This window comes from Bacillus gaemokensis (genome assembly GCF_001590835.1).
GTDB lineage: Bacteria > Bacillota > Bacilli > Bacillales > Bacillaceae_G > Bacillus_A > Bacillus_A gaemokensis.
Map to the genome: position 1 here is coordinate 146,695 of NZ_LTAQ01000034.1, position 20,095 is coordinate 166,789.

At 32.3% G+C, this 20,095-nt stretch carries 20 protein-coding genes and 1 pseudogene; 9 read left to right on the forward strand and 12 right to left on the reverse strand.

Annotated elements, in window-relative coordinates; translation table 11 throughout:
- Positions 1–10: 10 nt before the first annotated feature.
- Both AZF08_RS20110 and AZF08_RS20115 read right to left on the reverse strand, forming a co-directional pair.
- Positions 11–508, reverse strand: a complete 498-nt coding sequence (locus AZF08_RS20110; protein WP_033673658.1) for a GNAT family N-acetyltransferase — start codon at positions 506–508, stop codon at positions 11–13.
- A gap of 205 nt (positions 509–713) precedes the next feature.
- Positions 714–1,868 (reverse strand): stage II sporulation protein P, encoded by a 1,155-nt coding sequence (locus tag AZF08_RS20115; protein WP_033673657.1) that lies wholly within the window; start codon positions 1,866–1,868, stop codon positions 714–716.
- Positions 1,869–1,957: 89 nt separating this feature from the next.
- Between AZF08_RS20115 and AZF08_RS20120 the strand changes: the two genes are divergently transcribed.
- Together AZF08_RS20120 and AZF08_RS20125 are read left to right on the forward strand one after the other, a co-directional pair.
- Positions 1,958–2,251 carry a hypothetical protein gene (locus AZF08_RS20120; RefSeq protein ID WP_063177351.1) on the forward strand — a complete coding sequence of 98 codons (294 nt, stop codon included), beginning with the start codon at positions 1,958–1,960 and terminating at the stop codon, positions 2,249–2,251.
- Between the two features lie 26 nt (positions 2,252–2,277).
- On the forward strand, positions 2,278–2,580 hold the full coding sequence (locus AZF08_RS20125) for a hypothetical protein (RefSeq protein ID WP_033673656.1): 303 nt from the start codon (positions 2,278–2,280) through the stop codon (positions 2,578–2,580).
- Here the strand turns inward: AZF08_RS20125 and AZF08_RS20130 are convergent.
- From AZF08_RS20130 to AZF08_RS20150, 5 genes are all read right to left on the reverse strand, one after another.
- A complete protein-coding gene (locus AZF08_RS20130; protein ID WP_407639494.1) occupies positions 2,565–3,032 on the reverse strand; it encodes a DUF1572 family protein in 468 nt (155 codons plus the stop codon). The two genes, AZF08_RS20125 and AZF08_RS20130, sit on opposite strands and share 16 nt — an antisense overlap.
- Before the next feature lie 66 nt (positions 3,033–3,098).
- A complete protein-coding gene (gene csaA, locus AZF08_RS20135; protein ID WP_033673654.1) occupies positions 3,099–3,428 on the reverse strand; it encodes a chaperone CsaA in 330 nt (109 codons plus the stop codon).
- A gap of 67 nt (positions 3,429–3,495) precedes the next feature.
- Positions 3,496–4,833, reverse strand: a complete 1,338-nt coding sequence (gene brnQ4 / locus AZF08_RS20140) for a branched-chain amino acid transport system II carrier protein BrnQ4 (protein ID WP_407639495.1) — start codon at positions 4,831–4,833, stop codon at positions 3,496–3,498.
- Positions 4,834–5,298: 465 nt separating this feature from the next.
- Positions 5,299–5,946, reverse strand: coding sequence for a cyclic di-AMP binding protein CbpA (gene cbpA, locus AZF08_RS20145; RefSeq protein ID WP_033673653.1), 648 nt, complete (start codon positions 5,944–5,946; stop codon positions 5,299–5,301).
- A 159-nt stretch (positions 5,947–6,105) separates the two neighbouring features.
- Positions 6,106–6,753, reverse strand: a complete 648-nt coding sequence (locus AZF08_RS20150; protein ID WP_033673652.1) for an HXXEE domain-containing protein — start codon at positions 6,751–6,753, stop codon at positions 6,106–6,108.
- A 191-nt stretch (positions 6,754–6,944) separates the two neighbouring features.
- Between AZF08_RS20150 and AZF08_RS20155 the strand changes: the two genes are divergently transcribed.
- The 3 genes and pseudogenes from AZF08_RS20155 to AZF08_RS32400 form a co-directional block, all read left to right on the forward strand.
- The gene (locus AZF08_RS20155; RefSeq protein ID WP_033673651.1) at positions 6,945–8,474 is read left to right on the forward strand and encodes an FAD/NAD(P)-binding protein; all 1,530 of its coding nucleotides are present in this window, start codon (positions 6,945–6,947) and stop codon (positions 8,472–8,474) included.
- Between the two features lie 15 nt (positions 8,475–8,489).
- The gene (locus AZF08_RS20160; protein WP_082246016.1) at positions 8,490–9,737 is read left to right on the forward strand and encodes a multidrug effflux MFS transporter; all 1,248 of its coding nucleotides are present in this window, start codon (positions 8,490–8,492) and stop codon (positions 9,735–9,737) included.
- A gap of 176 nt (positions 9,738–9,913) precedes the next feature.
- Positions 9,914–9,997 (forward strand): annotated as a pseudogene (locus tag AZF08_RS32400) (IS6 family transposase); the annotation flags it as partial.
- Positions 9,998–10,332: 335 nt separating this feature from the next.
- Here AZF08_RS32400 and AZF08_RS20165 read toward each other — a convergent pair.
- The 5 genes from AZF08_RS20165 to AZF08_RS20185 form a co-directional block, all read right to left on the reverse strand.
- Positions 10,333–11,526, reverse strand: coding sequence for a hypothetical protein (locus AZF08_RS20165; RefSeq protein WP_033673650.1), 1,194 nt, complete (start codon positions 11,524–11,526; stop codon positions 10,333–10,335).
- Between the two features lie 62 nt (positions 11,527–11,588).
- Positions 11,589–12,326 (reverse strand): hypothetical protein, encoded by a 738-nt coding sequence (locus AZF08_RS20170; RefSeq protein WP_033673778.1) that lies wholly within the window; start codon positions 12,324–12,326, stop codon positions 11,589–11,591.
- 332 nt (positions 12,327–12,658) lie between these two features.
- Positions 12,659–13,120, reverse strand: coding sequence for a hypothetical protein (locus AZF08_RS31455; RefSeq protein ID WP_235604072.1), 462 nt, complete (start codon positions 13,118–13,120; stop codon positions 12,659–12,661).
- A 336-nt stretch (positions 13,121–13,456) separates the two neighbouring features.
- Positions 13,457–14,272, reverse strand: coding sequence for an ABC transporter permease (locus tag AZF08_RS20180; RefSeq protein ID WP_033673648.1), 816 nt, complete (start codon positions 14,270–14,272; stop codon positions 13,457–13,459).
- Positions 14,273–14,329: 57 nt separating this feature from the next.
- Positions 14,330–15,064 carry an ABC transporter ATP-binding protein gene (locus AZF08_RS20185; protein WP_033673647.1) on the reverse strand — a complete coding sequence of 245 codons (735 nt, stop codon included), beginning with the start codon at positions 15,062–15,064 and terminating at the stop codon, positions 14,330–14,332.
- 238 nt (positions 15,065–15,302) lie between these two features.
- On the opposite strand from AZF08_RS20185, the gene AZF08_RS20190 reads away from it, so the two are divergent.
- From AZF08_RS20190 to AZF08_RS20205, 4 genes are all read left to right on the forward strand, one after another.
- A complete protein-coding gene (locus AZF08_RS20190; protein ID WP_033673646.1) occupies positions 15,303–15,986 on the forward strand; it encodes a response regulator transcription factor in 684 nt (227 codons plus the stop codon).
- The gene (locus AZF08_RS20195; protein ID WP_051725661.1) at positions 15,974–17,437 is read left to right on the forward strand and encodes a HAMP domain-containing sensor histidine kinase; all 1,464 of its coding nucleotides are present in this window, start codon (positions 15,974–15,976) and stop codon (positions 17,435–17,437) included. The genes AZF08_RS20190 and AZF08_RS20195 overlap by 13 nt, the downstream gene beginning before the upstream one ends.
- 235 nt (positions 17,438–17,672) lie before the next feature.
- Positions 17,673–18,569, forward strand: a complete 897-nt coding sequence (locus AZF08_RS20200; protein ID WP_063177352.1) for a hypothetical protein — start codon at positions 17,673–17,675, stop codon at positions 18,567–18,569.
- 217 nt (positions 18,570–18,786) lie between these two features.
- A complete protein-coding gene (locus AZF08_RS20205; RefSeq protein WP_033673644.1) occupies positions 18,787–20,094 on the forward strand; it encodes a hemolysin family protein in 1,308 nt (435 codons plus the stop codon).
- Position 20,095: the final 1 nt, after the last annotated feature.

Below are 20,095 nucleotides of genomic sequence, written 5' to 3' on the forward strand. Positions count from 1 at the left end.
AAACGACCTCTTATTTTAATAATTTGGCCATATAATACTCATCGACATCCTTTCCATCGAAAATAAGAGAAGCTTTTTTGACACCTTCTTGTGCAAACCCTTCCTTTTTATATAGTGCCTGTGCTCTTGTATTATGGGCCATTACAGTTAATTCCAAATGCCATACATCATGTAATCTTGCCCACTTTTCTATTTCTTTAAACAGCGCCGTTCCAATCCCTTTGCCACTATATTCTTGCAAAATGCCAATCACAATTGCTGCTGTATGCTTATTTCTTTGCACATTACCACCATTAGCTAAAATAAATCCTACTAATTCTGCTCCATCACTAGCTACAAATATGATAGAGTTATTATTTTCTATAAAGCGTTGAATCATTTTCGCTTGTTGCTCTACCGTTGTATCTCTTTCACCTGGTTCTAATAGCATAAAAGTCGTTTCTTCATCTAATTGTTTTCCTAATTGCAAAAATGCTGCTGCATCCTCTGCTTGAATTTCTCGAATCATCCCTATCACCCTATCAATTTCTTAATATAAAAATTTTCTTTATAAAGAGATTTTCTCTATCCTTTTATAAAATCCCTGTCTATTTCTCCTAGGAGAAATAGACAAATTTCGATATTAATATAATGAAGAAAAATTGTAGCAATAGAAAGCCGGCTCCCATTTTTTCTTTTTTTAAATAAAAAAAACGTAAGTGTCTCACTTACGTTCATCCATTCACCTTCTCAGCTTGCCAAAAATATTCGCCAAATGCCTTGGCGAGTGCATCAATTGAAAGATTTAATTCTTCAGATGTATTATCTACACCTCCAACTTCAATTAAAATCGCTTGTCCTGATAAATCTTGATTATAAACACCATTCCCTGTTTGAAACCCTTTTTGAATAACCCCTCGGCTTACTCCAGGATATTTTTTATTAATCGTTTCATGTAACGCAGTTGCTAATTGTAAGTTTTTTGCATAATTTTTATTTCCCTTTCCAATTACAAAGGCAAGCTTTGCATAGGATTTATCTCCAATGGTTTTTGTTGTAATGTTTTTACGAGCACTATCGCGGTGCAAATCAAAAAAATATTGTAATTCTTTATCACTAGCCATTGCTTCCTGCACAATTTCTCGAGACATTTTATAAGAACTATTACTATTTAAGCCCTTACTAATTAGCTTTTTCCCGACATCTGTTTTATCATTTACTGCCCCTATACCTTCACTTGCTAACTGTTCACGGAAACGTTCTCCAAGTATAGAAATATTCGTTACAGAACTTGTTGCTTTATTCGGATCTGGATCATTTGTTAAATTTAATAGTGGCAAATACGATTCCCAGCTATGTGAATGATAAATAAAGGCAACTTGTCTTGTTCCTGTTGTTTTAGCTGGTTGTTTCGTGTCTTTATTTGTATCATTTTTCGGAACTTGTCCTGTTTCTCCTGTCCGTTCTTTTACCACTTCTTCAAGCGGAACACTCGATTCTATTGGCAAATTAGAATAGTCAGTCCCTTCACCAGCAATGACGATTTCTGTATCATACTTTCCAAAACCCGGAAGCTCTTTCCCAACAAAACTGCGTACATCATCAAAACGGATATTCGTTGCCAGTGAAAATAGAAATGATGAAATCGAAAAGTCTTGGTTTAAATTCCGATATTCTTGTGTAAAATAATGATTTTCCTTTCCAATCACGTACATATATCCATTCATTGATAACTCATTTAACCAATTATATAAATACGCAGACTTTGTTTCTTTCATTGAAGTTACCATCATACTAATAAGAAAAAAAGTCGCTAACATCGTAATAATAATAAACAAAATCAACTTACGTACACTTGTTAGTTTCACATAAAAGAAGCCTCGATTCATAACATCACCCTCTCTGTTCCAACTTATGTACAAGCTATAGAGAATAGACCGCCTACTTTTCGGCTATATTGTCATAGAGGTGAAATGAATTGAAGCTTATCATAGGTTTACTTCCCATCGTTCTATCATGTGTTTTTCTAGTATTTGCAACACACCCTAAATTCCGTGTCTTTTTAGACATTTGTGCATACTGCTCTTTGTATATACTTGGTACTGTAATCGCATTAAACATATATGATGTGTTGGTACATGGTTTAGTATATATGACAACCATACATGGTATTTTATTAAACCCACTGTTTCTCATCACTGGCGCTTATGTAGGTATATATGCCTTATACTTTCTTTTATATAAACTAGTAGCAAATATAAGAAGAACCTGATGATTATTATGAAATGAGGTGTAGAGATGAAGCCGCCTTTTATATGTCATATATGCAAAAAAAGAATTGCAAGAAAGCAAAATCTTATTACAGCCATACTTTACATTCGCATTTACTTATTTCACACATCTTGTTTTAGTAGGCTCTTCTTTCCTTCTCGCTTTATTCCGATTAATACGCTATTTGGAGTATATTTCATTTGGTACACTCTCGCTACAGGAATTATTTTAATTGTAACGGAGCAATCAATTATTTGGATTGTCTTTTTAGCCCCATCTCTATATCGTTTTATTTCTTACTATATGATTGAACGTCATTTAGAGAGATAACGATTAGACTGTCCTTTTGGAATACTCAAACATTCCCAATCTTTTTCTTTTAACATTTTGCCAATATAAATGATTTGTCCAATATGTAAAGCATAGTGAGCAATCTGTCTTTCAATTGCTTGTATAACACTATGTGCTTCCCCTCGAATGTATACTTTCTGTAAAAGATGTTGTGAGGTCAAGGTAGCTAGTGTTTGAAAAACATATCCCCAGCCTTCCTGCCATACTACTAACACTTCTTCTTTTGAAGTATATCTTCCTTCAAACTCGGTATCACGGTTCCGGTCCAACTTTTCACCATCTGTCGTTAAAAAATCTGTCCATCTTGAACGCATATTACCGTGTAAATGTTTGATTATAATTGCAATACTGTTCGACTCTTCATGAGGTGCCCAACATATTTGTTCATATGACAATTGCGAAAGCGTCCGCTCTCCTTGCTTCTGAATCATCTTAAAGTTTGAAATTACGCATTGTAAATATTCGTTTCCAATATCCACACTTCCCCCCCCTACATGTTAACTAATTGGCGTTCCATTCGGTACCTCAATATCAGGTTGCAGCAAAATTACATCCCCCTGCTCCGGGACTCCCCCTAACACAAGTACCTCTGATTTAAACCCTGCAACACGCTTTGGCGGGAAGTTCACAACAGCAACAACTTGTTTACCAATTAACTCCTCTGGTGTATATCGCTTAGTAATTTGAGCACTTGATTGTTTTATACCAAGTTCCCCAAAATCAACTTCTAGCTTAATCGCTGGTACACGCGCTTCTTTAAATTCCTCCGCTTTTCTTATCGTCCCAATTCGTAAATCCAGTTGTAAAAAATCTTCAAAATTAGCCATTTTATCATGCCTCCCAACTATCATTTAGACAAAACATACAAATTTCCTTTTAAAAAAAGAAAGATGCTTAAGCACCTTTCTTTTGTAACTCACTTGATTCATTTGATTTATAGAAGAAGAAACCGAGAATTCCACCAATACATGATGGTAATAACCAACCAATTCCTTCTTTATATAATGGAAGCATTTCTAATACATTTGAGATTACATCAATCTTTATATTTGCACTTTCTAAGCCATTAAATAGACTAACTAATAATGCACCTAAAATTGCACCAATATACACTGTGTTACGTTGTCCAATCCACTTATGGAAATATGACAGTACAATTAGAACAATTGCAACTGGATAAATAATCATTAACACGGGTAATGTTACCGCAATAAGCTGTGTTAAACCTAAATTTGATACAATTAAACTAAACACACATACCATTGTTACAATTGTTTTATGTGAAAGTTTTGGAACCAGGTTTGTAAAGAATCCTGCACATGCAGAAGTTAGTCCAACTGAAGTTGTTAAACAAGCAAGTGTAATAACAAGACCTAATAAGACTTTACCGCTCGTTCCATATAACTCATTTACAACTTTCGTTAAAATAAGACCTCCATTATCAGAAACACCAAGTGATGTACTTGTCGAACCAAGATACGCAAGTGATAAATAAATTAACGTTAAACCTAACACAGCAATAATTCCTGATACAATTGTTGTTTTTGCAATTTGCCCGCTCTCTTTTATGCCTTTTGAACGAATGACTTGTACAACAACTATTCCAAATACAAGTGCACTAATGGCATCCATTGTTAAATAACCTTGGATAAACCCACCGAAGAATGCATTATCTTTATATGCATCTAACGGCGTAGCTGGTGCTCCAATTGGATCAATAATTGCTTTTCCAACAATTACAGCAACAATTAATACTAATAACGGAGTAAGAAACTTTCCAAACCAATCAACTAGTTTTGATGGATTTAATGATAAGTACCAAGTTATACCAAAGAAAACCGCTGTGTAAAGAAACAGCATGTACCACTCTGAAACCATCGCTTCCGATAAAAACGGCTTCATTCCCATTTCAAATGAAACTGCTCCTGTACGTGGAATCGCAAAGAATGGTCCAATTGCTAAATAACTAATTAGTGGGAAAACAAATGCAAATATAGGGTGTACTCTAGAGGATAACGCTTTCAGGTCCCCTTCTACAAAAGCTACAGCAGTTACAGCTAATAGGGGGAGTCCGACTCCTGTTACAAGGAATCCAATTGTGGCAATCCAAACATTCTCTCCTGCTTGTTGACCTAAAACCGGTGGGAAAATTAAATTTCCTGCTCCTAAAAATAGCGCAAATAGCATCAAACCGATTGCTACCGTATCTCCTGGCCTTAATCGTCCCTTCATATCTTTATTTTGCATAGCACGTTCTTTATTGTTTATCTCTTTTTCACAATATGCTATGCATCCTCCTCTCTGCTCATGATGATAATGTATACCCCTCAAAAAGCAATGTCTTTCTCTGTAATTTCTCCATTTCCCCTTTTTCTTACTTTAATTAATAATTTTTTATTTTTGATTTTTTTGAATATTTAAATCATTAGAGTGTTATACCATGGAGTTAACTTGTCAGACCTCTTTACTTTTGTCACACATATAGTAACACATTTAGTTGAAAAATAGAAACATATTTTTTATATGGAATTTTTTGAAAAACAAAATAGTATATACTTATTTTGTTCATTTTTATTCTTTTAGGAAAGTATCTCTAAAGAAAACTTCTACACGTCTAACTTGTTATCCTAAGATAACTCTTCTTTTGTTTGTATACGCTAAAAAGACCATCTAAATTATATAGATGGCCTTTTCACTTTATTCTATTATTTCCACTTCTCGCGGATTATTCATTTTTTCTACATATACAACACGAAATCCATGATCTTCTAAATCTTTTAGCAAGAAATCTAATTCTTCTGATTTAAATTCTTCACCTAACGTAAACATAATTCTACGTACTAACAACGCATTATTATCAAATGTCATCAAGCTTTGAATACCACTATATTTTTTCAAAACTGTAGATAATTTTTGAATGGCCCCATTATAGTCTTGCGTTCCAACCATGACGGAGTAAACACTAGAATGAACACCCCACGCATCTTCTAATAGCTCAAACACCTTTTTATGAGTTAAAATCCCAAGGAATATTCCCTTTTCATCGACTACAGACAAATATGGTAACTTCTTAATCGTAAAGAACACTTTAAAGAAAGAAGAATCTTCTCTCACATAACCCTCTTTATCATTTAACAATTGTAATAAATTATCTTCTAATGATCCTTTATATTCTAAAATATCTACTTTGTATACATTTCCTAAAAATTCCTCCTGCTTTTCATCTAAAACCGGGACACAACGATAACCTGTTTTATTTAAATGATCCAATGCTTCACCTATTGTAAATGAAGCTGAACAAAATAATACTTCTCTTTTTGGCACATAGTTTCCTTTTATCCTCATAAAAAGCCTCCTTATGTTAAAATACTTTCTGTGCCATAACTATATTATATTTTCTGAAAAAAATAAATGATTTATTTTATTTTTCTGAAAATTATCTATATTCTTGTCATAATTTATTCATGAATGATTCACTTTTATGATATGAAACAACTTTCTATTTCATTGCTTAAACGTATTATCATAAGGACCTAATTGCTTACTAGAAAAGTTATAAATAGATTTTTTATTTTTCATCATCATATTCCCTCTAACGATAAAGAGGTACGTAGCAATAACAAAATAAATTGTCCCTAAAATCCAATCCAGTACCGTAACCAAATCATTAGAAATAATATAATTCATATATGCACCTCCCACAGGAATATGCAATAATACAACTGCTCCTAAACCAGGATTATATATTGTTTTAGCTTTCCTATTAGCAAAAACACCGTGCCAAATAAATTGAAAAAAACCCATAAAAACAGGTGCCATACCCAGCCATATCACATTTTGAAAAAAGATGGGAAGAAGATAAAACAAATACGCAATCAAAATATTTACAATCATAGCAGACTGCGTATTTAATGGATAGCGATCTGGCATATCACTCTTAAATATAACAACATTGAAAAGACCGGCAAAATATCCCGGCCAACGATATTCTTCAAATTGATGCAACAAAATTGCTACAAAACTTAGCAATAAAAACACTTGTATTTTAGATACTTCTCCCCAACTCACAAATAAGTAGAGACATACACCAACGGCCACTACTGCTCCTATATCATACCAATGCTTTCTAAAAAAATTCATCATTTCTATCACCCACCATCTCAAATTTCATAAATTTGCAACACCCTCATTAAAACTATTTTATTTGTAAATCTTCTATATTGAGAAAGTTTTTACGAGTAGAAAGTCATTTACAACTTTGCCCTAAGGTTATATAATTTGTTTCATACAAAAAAGTTTACCTGAGGAAACAAAATGGGATTCAGCTAAATTAGGAGGTTATTATGAGTCAATCTAATAGGTCTATAGCTATTATCGGTAGTGGTGCAGCAGGTGTTTCATTATTACATTATCTCACAGTAAATCTCAATAAAAGTAATGAATCAAAGCCCCCAATAAGTATTACTATATATGAAAGAGAGGCTTCTATTGGTCCAGGTATCGCTTATCGAGATGATTGTAGTTCGTTATTGCTAAATAGGGATTCTAAGCAGATGTCTGTTATGGTGGAGAAACCTAATCATTTTTGGGAGTGGTATAAAAGTAAATACAGAATGGTTTTTGAACAAGAAGAATTTCTGCCTAGAAGTTTATTTGGAGAATACTTAAAGAATGTTTTTGAAAAAAGTATTCAAAGAGCTTTAAGGAAAAATGTTAGAGTTAGTATTAAATATAATGAGGTAGCAAGTGTATTAAAAACGGATAAAAAATATATTATTACGACAAGTGATGAGGAAACGAAAGAGTTTGATCAAGTCTTACTATGTATAGGAAGCACAAGATTAAATGATTTTTACAATCTGAATGGGAAATCACAATTTATCTATAACCCTTATCCTTTTAAAGAAACTATGTCAATCATACCGAAGAATTCCAAAATTGCTATTTTAGGATCTAGTTTAACAGCTATAGATATCTGTTTAGCTCTTAAAGAGAATGAATATGTGGGAAAACTGGATATGTTATCTAGAAGGGGAGAGCTTCCTTCTGTTAGAGGAGAAATTAAACCATATAAGCTTAAGTATTTAACTCGTGATTCACTAATTCAGCTACTTTTGAGTGGAAATGGGAAAATTACATTAAAAGATATTGCTAGACTCATAAAAGAAGAGTTTAACGTACTACATTTAGAGTGGAAATATATATTTTCACCTAGTTATAAAGATACAAATATAAAAAAAAGATTAGAAACAGAGATAAGAAATAGTAAAATGCAGGGATCGTGGCAGTCTATATTGTTATCGATGAATGAAATAATTGAAGAATACTGGCATTTTTTAAATGAGAAAGATAAAAAACTCTACCTTGATAAATATGATAGTATTTTTCAGAGTAGAAGAAATCCAATGCCTTTAACTAATGCAATTAAAATACTAAAATTTATGAATGACGGGCAACTATTAATAAGGAAAGGGATTACACATATTAATTGTCAAAAAGATCACACGTTTTGTGCTCAATTCAATAATGGAGAGTATGTAAATTATGACTGGATTATTAATGCAACTGGACCGACTAAAAATCTGAACAAATTATGTGGAAGCAAGTTAGTTGAGTCATTGATCAGAAATGGTTATGCAGTAACTGATACTTATGGTGGCTTAAAAACTGAATTTAGCTCAGGTGCTTTAATTGGACAAAATGGTGAATTGGATAAAAGATTAAGAGCTTTAGGTCATATAACTTGTGGAACTTATTATTACACAAGCTCGATGGAAATGATTGCAAAACACGCTAAAGCGATAGCAGAAGATATTTCTAAGCTAGTTAATAAATCTCTACAAGAAGATAAGAAGGCTGTAAATTTAAATTAAACAGGAGTTATAAAAATGAAACAAAAAAATCACTCTTTGCTTATTTTTATTTTGATCACACTTGTATGCATCCCGCAAGCATCTATTGGATTGTATATTCCTTCTTTACCGCATATGGTTAAGGCACTACATACAAATAGTAATGAGTTACAATTTACGTTAAGTATATATATGATTGGTTATGCTTTTTCAACGTTAGTATGTGGCATTCTTTCAGATAGGTATGGAAGAAAACCTGTGTTACTAGCTGGTTTGAGTATATATTTAATTGCTACGTTACTTTGTTTAACAGCAAGTAGTGTATATGTGTTAATTATTGGGCGCTTTTTGCAGGCTCTTGGTGGATGTTGTGGAACTGTGCTAGCTCGGGTAATCGCAAAAGATACTTTTGAAAATAAAGATCAAATTCGAATATTAACTTATTTATCGACTGCAATTGCTATTACCCCAGCAATTGCTCCAATTCTTGGTGGCTATTTAGAATTTTACTTCACATGGAAATCTGGTTTCTTAATTTTAAGCTTCATCTCTTTCATGGCTTTGTTGCTTTGTATGTTCGGATTGAAAGAAACAAATGAACATAAGGATTTAAGTGCTACAAATTTTTTCACAATAGCAAAAAATTATAAGCATCTTTTAACTCATAGGCTGTTTTTGACCTATAGCATATCTATTGGTCTCGCATGGTGTGCTTATTATTCTTTTATACAATCATCTTCTTTTGTATTTCAAGATATTTTTAAAGTAACACCTATTGTATATGGTGGTATGTATGCAATAGTAATTTTAGGTTATATTTTGGGTACTACATTTACTAGAAGGTATTCTAATAAGATTGGAATCAATAATGTAATTATGTATGAAAGCTTACTTGCACTAGGTGCAGCAATAGTAATGTTATTTGTTATGTATGTTAATAACAGTGCATTGATAGGTATTTTACTGCCTATGGCTATACTTATGATAGGAGTTGGTGGTATTTTTCCTGCATGTCAAGCAGCGGTTATGCAGCCTTTTGTTCATATTGCTGGAACTGCATCTGGATTGTTTTTCTTTATCCAAATGATTTTTGGTGCAATTTGCGGATTAATTCTTGGTAGTTTTCATGTTCATTCTCAAGCACCAATGGTAGTTACGATTACTTTTTCTTGTAGTTTATTAGTTTTAGTTTTTTATTCACTTGTTTGGAAGGATTCTAAACATAGTCCAATTTATAATGCGGAAAAATATACTGAATACAGCCAATATAAAGAAAAAAACTAGATTTATTCAAATAAAAAAACACCTTAGTTTATTGAGGGTGTTGCAAAACTAAACTAAGTATTCATTATTATGAATCAGTAAAACTAGTTGAACATGCAATAAATAGGGTTCTGGTGCAAAAAAGCGAAAACTCTTGCAAAGAGTCTTTTAAACTTTTTCATACTGATACTATTATTCTAAAAGGACAGACTTTCCAAGGGGAGAAGTCTGTCCAAAAACAAATACAGTTAATCGCTCAGCTCTTCTGCCTTACCGCATAGTAGTAGATTTCGTTAGGAATCTACACCGCTATTTCTAGTCCACATATTATTTGCACCAGAACCATAAAAGCACGTTACTATTCTCATTAACATAAGAGCATAGTCTAAATCCTTAAGTTGATGGATGTGGGGCGGTACCCCATATTGTTTTATTCTTTCATCCCAGATACATGTAAAAATAGGTCATAGAATGTATTTTATTTTCGTCAAGTGCTGTTTTGAATGCAAAGTAAATGCACCTCTTTAGCCAGCTTAACACATAAGAGAGTTTTAGATTTATATTAAGGGATTTTGAATGTAACGTAGCGAAAAGGAGTTTGTATTAGATTACTTGTTTAATTTTTTGAACCTAACACTTTAAAGTCATAAGCATAAATTGACTTTCCTCCCCGGACAGAATTAACAATTTCCTCCATCCCTGTAACTTCAGTTTCTTTAATTTTCTTACCGTTTTTTAAAGAATAATTTTCCATATAATATTTGTTTTTTCGATTTGCATCGTAGCGTAATACATATAATTGATCACCTTTGAAAAATGTTTGTTCATTGTATCTAACACCATCAGTTACATGATAGTCAATCTTAAATTTAATATTCACTGAATTTGTCTGTGTATTAAACGTAGTAACTTCACCTAGGCCATTTATAAAATATAGTTCATTGTTATATAGATATGCGGAATTATTTTTTGTAAAAGGTATTGAAGCTGTAGAGTCTTCTTCGGAAGACATCAAAATTAATTCTTGTTTTAATGTTGTTTTATCAATACGTAACAAATAGACTTTTCCTTTAACCGTACTATCATTTTCAACTAAAACATTATAATAAAACTTTGAATCACTTAACACAGAAGAATAACTAGAATATGACATATTTTTATCTAAATCAATTGCTCTAACATCTTCAATCTTCATCTTTAAATCATTGAATGTGAGCTTTTTTAAACTGTATTCTTTTTTATCTATATCTTCAGTTATGATCAAAACAGTCTCTTCATCCACCCCTGAACTCATAAGATAATGTGGAATATTCCCTTTATGAATACCTTTTTTATTACCATATACAACGTTTGAGTTATATCCTCCAGTTTCAATATTATTTCCAGAATTATAAATGTTTACAAACAAGTCATTTTTCTTTAAATAGACCCTCTGATCACCTGTATGTTGATATTTCACCTTAAAATCTCTAAAGTTCTCTCCTACAATCTTAAGCCTATTCTTACTCTCTAATAAAAGTTCTTTTTTATTCTCAGATACACCTATACCACCAAGTTCTAAACCATTCATTTTATAACCTCTTGCTTTCCCGTTCTCATCGATAAACACCGCAAAACTAATACCCTGACCGTCCATATCTTGATCAGCAGTAGAAGAAAGGTATACCACAGCTTGTTTATCCTTCAAAAAATCTTTTTTTTGAATATCCTCCTCAGATATTAAATCCACATTTGAGTTACTGAAAAAGAAAAAATAGACTAAAGCTGTAATCAAGATTATACCTAAAATAACAAATAATAGTTTTTTCATTATGATATATTCCTTTCTTACAAGAAGAAGTGCAACAAATTGTTTCGTTGCACTTCTTTCTATTAAATATTACGAATTACTGAAGTCTCTTTCGCATCACGAACATCTCGTGGATATACGCCAAGGCCACCATCTTTGTCTAAATCTAAACCACCATTAAGTTGATAAGCTGACCAGATAAGTTTTGAACAATTTTTATCGCCATAATGACTAGTAGATCTATTAGTGGCAAAATTATAAGAATATGAATCTTTACCTACACGATCTTTCGCCCACCATACAGCATCATTTTTATTTTGCCAAGAGGTGTTTACAGATTTTACAACAGCGTCACCTTTATCCACTTTACGAGCTGTTGTACTAAGTGTACGTACTCCATCACCTGGAACGGATTCTACTATTGTATTTGAATTATAGTACATACCAACATGTCCATGATTTAAATATGCAGTATATGAACTAGTATAAAAGAAATCACCCATATTGCTATTACCTACAGAAACTGTACCACCACCAGCTCCTAATGTATTTACTTTTTTACTTGCCTCTTTTTTACCTTGAGCTTCATCTGCTTTGAGTTCTTTATAAATCTGTTGAGCAATTGCATCTTTCGTATCTCCTGTATTTTTTGCCAATTCATTAATACTTGAAATTAATTCCGATGTACTCAAATCAGGTTGCATTTTCTTAATTTCATTCAAATAAGGTAAATCATCACTTCCTGCAAAAGTAGCAGTAGGTACAACCACAGCTGAAGTCATTAAACCCATTGTTAATACGAATGCATGTAATTTTTTCAAATTATATCCCCCACTTTTTGAAATCATCTACAAAAAAATTGAATTCCCCTCCTTTTCCATATAATTGGTACGTCGTCCTTATCGTAACTTACAAATATTGTATATGTAAATATATTTTTGTTATTTTTTTATTATTCAGAAATAAATATGAATTTTTCTAGGAAAATAGACGTATGGGTGATACTAGAAACTTAAAGTTTTTAAGTGCGAATTTTTAAATAGTTTATACTAGCCCTTTATAGAAAAAGCGAAAAAATTTCTTCTGAAACAGTCATTCTATAACCTTAGCTTGATAGCGACGGGGTGAAGTCCTTAATGATTAAAGTTTCGGTTTATACTATATCTCCTATTCTTTTATTCCAAATCCAAAGAGACATACTAAAAAATACTAATATCATTAGTAAGAATAGTAATCCTTGATTTAGATCATATACTCCTCCTAAAATTGAAAAAGCAATAACATCTGTATTAAAAATTATCTTTTGTATGGGTTTAAATACATATATACAACTTACTAATAATGCAACAGTTCCAAGTGAAACCAAAAGCGGCTTTTTCACAATCACACTAAAAAGTGAGATTACTGAAAGCCATGCGATATGAACAAATAGAACAATGAAATAAAACTCTATATTATATATAAATGAATCTAACATTCCTATCGGTTCATCTATATGAAAATAACTTGTACTCTCCACTCTCGGCATAAAGACATACCCAATTAAAGTATACATGGTAAATGTACAAAAAAGGATCTGTCCATGAATAATTATAAGAGCAAACCACTTACTCATAATAAGTTTCCATTTCTTAAAAGGCCTTATTACGACGAATTTGTATGCACCTGAATCAATTTCAGAACTTAGAGAATCAGAATAATATAAAGGCAACAGAATAAAGACAAAAAGAAAATTGTACTCAGTTATCTGTGTTACTGAGTAGTTCAAACTATTCAAGGGCATTTTTATTCCATGTACAACATATGTATCAAACCCCCATCTTATTTGCACTAAATAATAAAATAAGATAGGAAATATGATCGCAATCCCAAATATTATTTTCGTACTTCTTCTAGCGAAAATCCTTTCCATTTCACATAAAATCAACCTTTTCATTTGATAAACCCCTTTTTAATCAAGATAATCCTTACTTGTAAATGTTCTATATGATAACAATTTAAAAAACATAAAAAGAATAGCAGAGCTGTAAATAAACATATTGGTAATTCCCGCAGCAAATGAAGCACTTCCTTTAAACTGTACATAAGGTATCGATAAGGCTTGAAAAACCAATATACTAGAACCCTTTCCAAAATAAACCCCTAACACAATTACATATAGCATGCTAGCAACTAAAAAACCTAGACTTAACGCAATTACACTTGTAATAGATTTACACTTCAATGAGATAAACTCAACAATACTCGAGAAAGCTAATAAGCTCATGTAAGCTAATAAATAAAATTTAACAGAGTACAAACTAATTTCATTCATACCATACAGTCCATCCTTAAAAAACAAGGCGGCTTCTTGTACTTTTGGCAATACAACTAATCCAGCCAAGATAAAGACATTAAGCTGTAATAACAACACCAAAAATATATTTACTGCAACAACTACAGACTTTGCTACGTACAATCCGCCAATAGAAATCCCTCTTACAAAAACACTTCTTAAATTCCCTTTTCGATACTCTTCATGAAAGCTTAACGCACAAAAAATGATAACAATAGCATTAAATGCAGAGAGCAGCATTTCTTGTAAACTCGTGATATGGAAGTTTAAATTAGAACTGAATGCTGGACTCATTACTTTTGTTAACTGATTTGATTCCAAAGTAAATTTTAGTGATAACAAAACGATTAATGGTATTGCTATAAAACAGACTATATTCATTTTCTTCGACCAAAATTTTTCAAATTCATATAGTAAAAGAGATTTAAACATGAAATCCTCCTATTCATTTAGAAAATTAAGCTTATGTAATAATAAATGCAATTTGCTTTATGCCATCAAGTCCATAAATACAGTTTCTAAGCTCTTCCCATTTCCCACAGAATTCAGAAGTGCCCCATGATCTCCTGTCCACTTGATACTTCCTTCTTTAATAAATACATATTTGGTACATATTTTTTGTAACTCATCTAGCAAATGACTAGAGATAAAGAATGTAATTCCTCTATTTTCCTTTAGACTAGTGATTAATTCTCTTAACTCTTTCATCCCAATTGGATCAAGTCCATTGGCAGGTTCATCCAAAATCACTATAGACGGATTATTCAATAACGCTTGTGCGATTCCAAGTCTTTGTTTCATCCCTAATGAGTATGCTTTTACTTTATCGTCCCCTCGTTCAGTCAAACCTACAATGGATAATACTTCCTCTACCTTTTCCAATTGCTCTTTTCGATTCCTATCATGATTTAACCGCGCAAGGTTTCTAAGATTCTTTCTTCCCGACATATATTCAAAAAATACAGGGGTTTCTATCATTGCACCTATTCCCGATAACGCTTCTTCTCGATCGTTACTTACATCTACACCATCAACAATTACTCTACCTTCATCAGGCTTTATAAGTCCCGTTATCATTTTCATTATAGTTGTCTTTCCCGCACCATTCGGACCAATAAAACCACAAATATCCCCGCCACAAACTTCAAAGGTAACATCTTTAATGACTTTCCTTTTGCTAAGTGTCTTACTAATATTTTGAACTTCAATTTTTTTCTCGTACATATTTTCATTCCTTTCCTAAGCAAACTTCATATTGTAACAAAACGTATGAACTCGTCTGTATCTATAAAAACATATAAGTCTCAACTTTTTATCAACTTTCAAAATTATTATGATTTAGCGTTGTAAATTAGAAAATCAACGTTATAATACAATGTGTATGAGGATATAAAACTATATAGATTTTTAATATACAAAGAAAATAAATATATACATAACGGTTGGATACGAGGTGAAAATAATGGATGGAAAAGTACTCATTGTGGATGATAATAAAGATATTATTTCGTTTTTAAAACCTGCTTTAGAAACAGAAGGATACACTGTAGATTTTGCTACAAACGGAAGTGATGCATTAGAAAAGATCCATGCTGATTTAACACTTATTTTATTAGACGTCATGCTCCCTGATATGAACGGTTTTGATATTTGCAGACAGATTAGGCAACATGTAAGTTGCCCCATTCTCTTCTTAACAGCAAGGGGCTTAGAGCAAGAACGAGTGAACGGTTTTTTAGTCGGTGGAGATGATTATATTGTAAAACCATTTTCATTACAGGAACTTATCCTAAGAGTAAATGTACATGTAAAGAAGGATCCACGATGGATTCAAAAAAAAGAGCACCCTACTTTACAATTTAGTAATCTTATCGTGGATATGCTAGCAAAAAGCATTCGTATTAATGGAGAAATAGTAGACTTTACAAAAAAGGAATATAAAATTATTGAACTTTTATCCACACACCCTAGCCAAGTATTCTCTAAAGAACAAATCTTTGAAGAGGTATGGGGCTATATGAGTGAGAGCGATATCAATACAATTACAGAACATATTAGAAGAATACGAGCAAAACTCCAACTGCATGGATGCAATCACAACTATATTAAAACAGTTTGGGGGATAGGTTATAAATGGGAGTATTAAAATATGTAACTACCAATTACAAAATAAAAACACAGTTTTTAATATTTTTCACTTTAAGTGTGTTTATTGCAGCTATGCTCTCAATCACCCTTTTTGGTTACTTTTCGTTTTCATTTTATAACAAGAAAATATCGTTCAACATTCAGCAATATGTAAATAACAATATTGAGCATATATTAAACCCACAATTTAAAAATGAACTAGGCAAACAAATTCCTCAAGAGGGTTTTGAATACTGGGTTTTATCAAAAGATAAAAAAGTCTTATATGCTTCAAGTACAAATCCTTTACCAAAAAACATACAAATGATCTCCCAAGCTTATTCAAAAAAAGAGAGTGATAAAGAAACTTATGGCATTACCTTTCAACCCTTTTTAAATGGAAATCAAGTAAGCGGTGGAATCGTCTTGAAATACCAAAGCAGCGCTCTTGCAGAATCCACTCTTGTAAATACACTAATAAAAAAAACAAGCTATAACATGTTTTTCACATTTTGTATTACCTTACCTCTTTTCATTTTATGTCCTCTCATCATCGTCTTTATCTTTGCCTTGATATTTGCAAAAGGTCTGAATCGTCCTTTAAAAGAATTGATTGAAGCAAATAATAAGATTAAAAGCGGAAACTTAGATTTCCAAATTAACACATCTTATAACAATGAATTAGGACAAGTGTTACAATCTTTTGAAAATATGAGAGTAGCCCTTCAAGATTCACTAAAAGTACAGTGGACGATGGAAAAACAAAGAAAGGAAATGATTCTCTCCCTAACACACGATATAAAAACACCTATTACGGTTATATGTGGCCATTTAGAATTGCTTTCTGGTCCTTATACAAACATTTCAGAAGAACAAAAAGAAGCATGTATGAAAACTTTAGTTAATAACGCTGACCGAGTAAGGATTATGATTAATGAATTAAATGAAGTTTGGGATTTAGAAAGACCAAATTTCGTACTACATATGCAAAGTATAAATATAGATGAATACCTTTCCGATATGCAAAATAATTTCACTTATATTTGCGCCCAACAAAATGTTAACTTCAATATACATTCTTTATTCCAGAATAATGAATGCTTCACCTTTGATCCGTTTAGAATAAATGAAGTATTTGAAAATATTCTATCAAACTCTCTCAAATATATAGATGACAATGGAGCAATTTCCATTGAAACATTTTGTAAACATGACAATTTAATCTTTAAGGTGTCAGATAACGGAAAAGGTTTTACTGAAGATGCAGACATTATTTTCAACAAACATTATAAAGGATATGAAGATCATGTCTACAAACATAGTTCAGGCTTAGGCCTTTATATTAGCAAGCTTATTGTTGAAAAACATGATGGAAAAATTTCAGCATACAATAACGCGAATGGTGGTGCTACCATCGAAATTTCTTTACCTCTACAACGTCATCACGACTGTCTTCCAACTCCATCCTGAAATTCACTATAGGGTGGAGTCTTTCCCCTGCTTACAATCATCTTGAAGTCCCTTCTCACATCTGTCTCTGAACCTATGGACTTAAGGTTTTATCACTCAAAAAGACTAAGATACAGCATTTATTTAGCATCACAGCTTATACCAATATGTAAAGAAAAAGATATTGTAACTTTCCTCAAAAGACGCTACAATAAGAATAAGAATTTTCTGAATTTTCAAAGAGTAGGTGAATCATATGTCTTCTTCCTTATTTCGCTCTTGCATATATCGTTTTTTATTAGGCATGCTTTTCATTCTTATCATAAGCCCTATTCCCGCCATATTATTATCACATGAATCATCGTATTTAAAAGGTCTACTTGGGATTTTTCATAATCTCGTCCATCTCTCAAGCGTTTCTATCCCAATGATTGATTGGATGCATGAATCCATTCTTTTCTCGTCGCAACCTATCATAAATTCAAAAGTAGTATCAGTATCACATACCCAAGGACATTCTATGCTTTTTTTCCCTTATATATGGGAAGTATACTTTTTATCCATAGTTCGTTTTACACTCACACTTGTGGTTGGCTTTTTTATTAGTCTAGCAATCGGTCGTGCTTTCTTAAGAACACCAACATCTTTTAAAAAACACACTTCATTTTTACGCTGGATCCCATACTCATTCAGTACCGTTTTGTTACAATGCTCGATTATACTATTTTCTCTGTACATAGCAAAGTACATAAATATCCCGTTCCTTTCTTCCCTGATTATTATATTTAGTACATCAATGATTATCGTTATACAAGCAATAAAAAAATGGATACCATTTTTAAGCAAAACAGAAGAGCATGAAATACGGGATTCTGCCTTTCTTATGAATACATTGTTTATGGCTCTTGTTTCCAACCATAAATCTATTTTAAGTTCCATTATTCTTTCTTTTTTTTATATGGAATGTATTTTCCATGCGCAAGGATTGCTACAATTTATTATTCAATTTGGAGGAAGCTCACCCATTGTTGTCACAATAGGTTTATTACTTCTTTATATCCCATACACCATTCTTTCTTTTCTCCAGTCTCTTTGGACAACAAACTATTCAAAACGACAATCATACACTCTTACTAGAACGATGTTAAAATGAAAAGTACACACATGACCTTCTCCCTTAAAAATTCAAGGCAGAGGATTATTCCTTTTATATACAGGGTAAAATAACAACAAAATTATGAACAATTAACAAAACATGCCAATATTTATTCATTTTCTTTGACTATTATTTTCGTTTCGATTTATTATAAAAGTATAACATACTTGCAGGAGGTGACATCTTTATTCCGATTTCGGAGTAGAGAACACACTTGGACATATTAAATATCTTTCTCATTTTTGTACTTATTCTCATTTCTGGCTTTTTCGTTGCATCTGAATTCGCGGTTGTAAAAGTACGAAAAAGCCGAATTGACCAGCTTGCAAATGAAGGAAATAAGCAAGCACTAGCTGCCAGAAGCGTTGTATCTAACTTAGATGTGTATTTATCAGCCTGTCAGCTTGGTATTACTATTACGTCTTTAGGATTAGGTTGGCTTGGTGAACCAACTGTAGAACATTTACTACGACCACTATTTGAAAAAGTAAATATTACTGGTGCAATGGCTAACACGTTATCGTTCATTATTGCCTTTAGTATCATTACTTTTTTCCATGTTGTATTAGGTGAGCTTGTCCCAAAATCTTTTGCAATTCAAAAGGCAGAAACAATTACCTTAAAATTTGCCAAGCCACTCATTTGGTTTGATAAAATTATGTATCCTTTCATTTGGTTACTTAATAGTACAGCCATATTCTTTACAAAGCTGTTCGGCTTAGAACCTGCAAAGGAAAATGAACTTGCCCACTCAGAAGAAGAACTACGACTTATCTTGGGCGAAAGCTTTAAAAGCGGTGAAATTAATCAAACCGAATATAAGTATGTAAACAATATTTTTGAGTTCGATGATCGTGTTGCTAAAGAAATCATGGTACCACGTACAGAGATGGTTTGTTTATCTACAGAGAATACATTGGCAGAAAATATGGCAATTGTCGCATCCGAAAAATATACACGTTATCCAATCATTGAAAAAGATAAAGATGATATTATTGGGATGCTAAATACGAAAGAAATTTTTCATGATCAAACGAAAGGGATTAACAAACCTTTAGAAGCATACATACATCCAGTCTTAACTGTCTTTGAAACAGTTCCAATTCGAAAGACTTTAATTCATCTTCAAAAAAACCGTGTTCAAATGGCAATTGTAATGGACGAATACGGAGGAACTGCTGGGCTGCTAACCATGGAGGATATTATTGAAGAGATTATTGGAGAAATTCAGGATGAATTCGATGCAGATGAATCACCAATGATTGAAAAACGTACACCGAAGCTCACTGTCCTTGATGGAAAAGTACTCATCTCTGAAGTGAATGACATGTTTGGCTTACATATTGATGAGAGCGATTTAGATACAATTGGTGGCTGGCTTCTTTCTCAATCAGTTGATTTAAATATTGAACCTGGCTATTCCATTGAATACGCTGGTTTTCAATTCAAGGCGTTGGAGCTTGATGGTCATCAAATCAAGAAAATTGCTGTACATAAACTAGATAATAAAAAGGAGATATAGA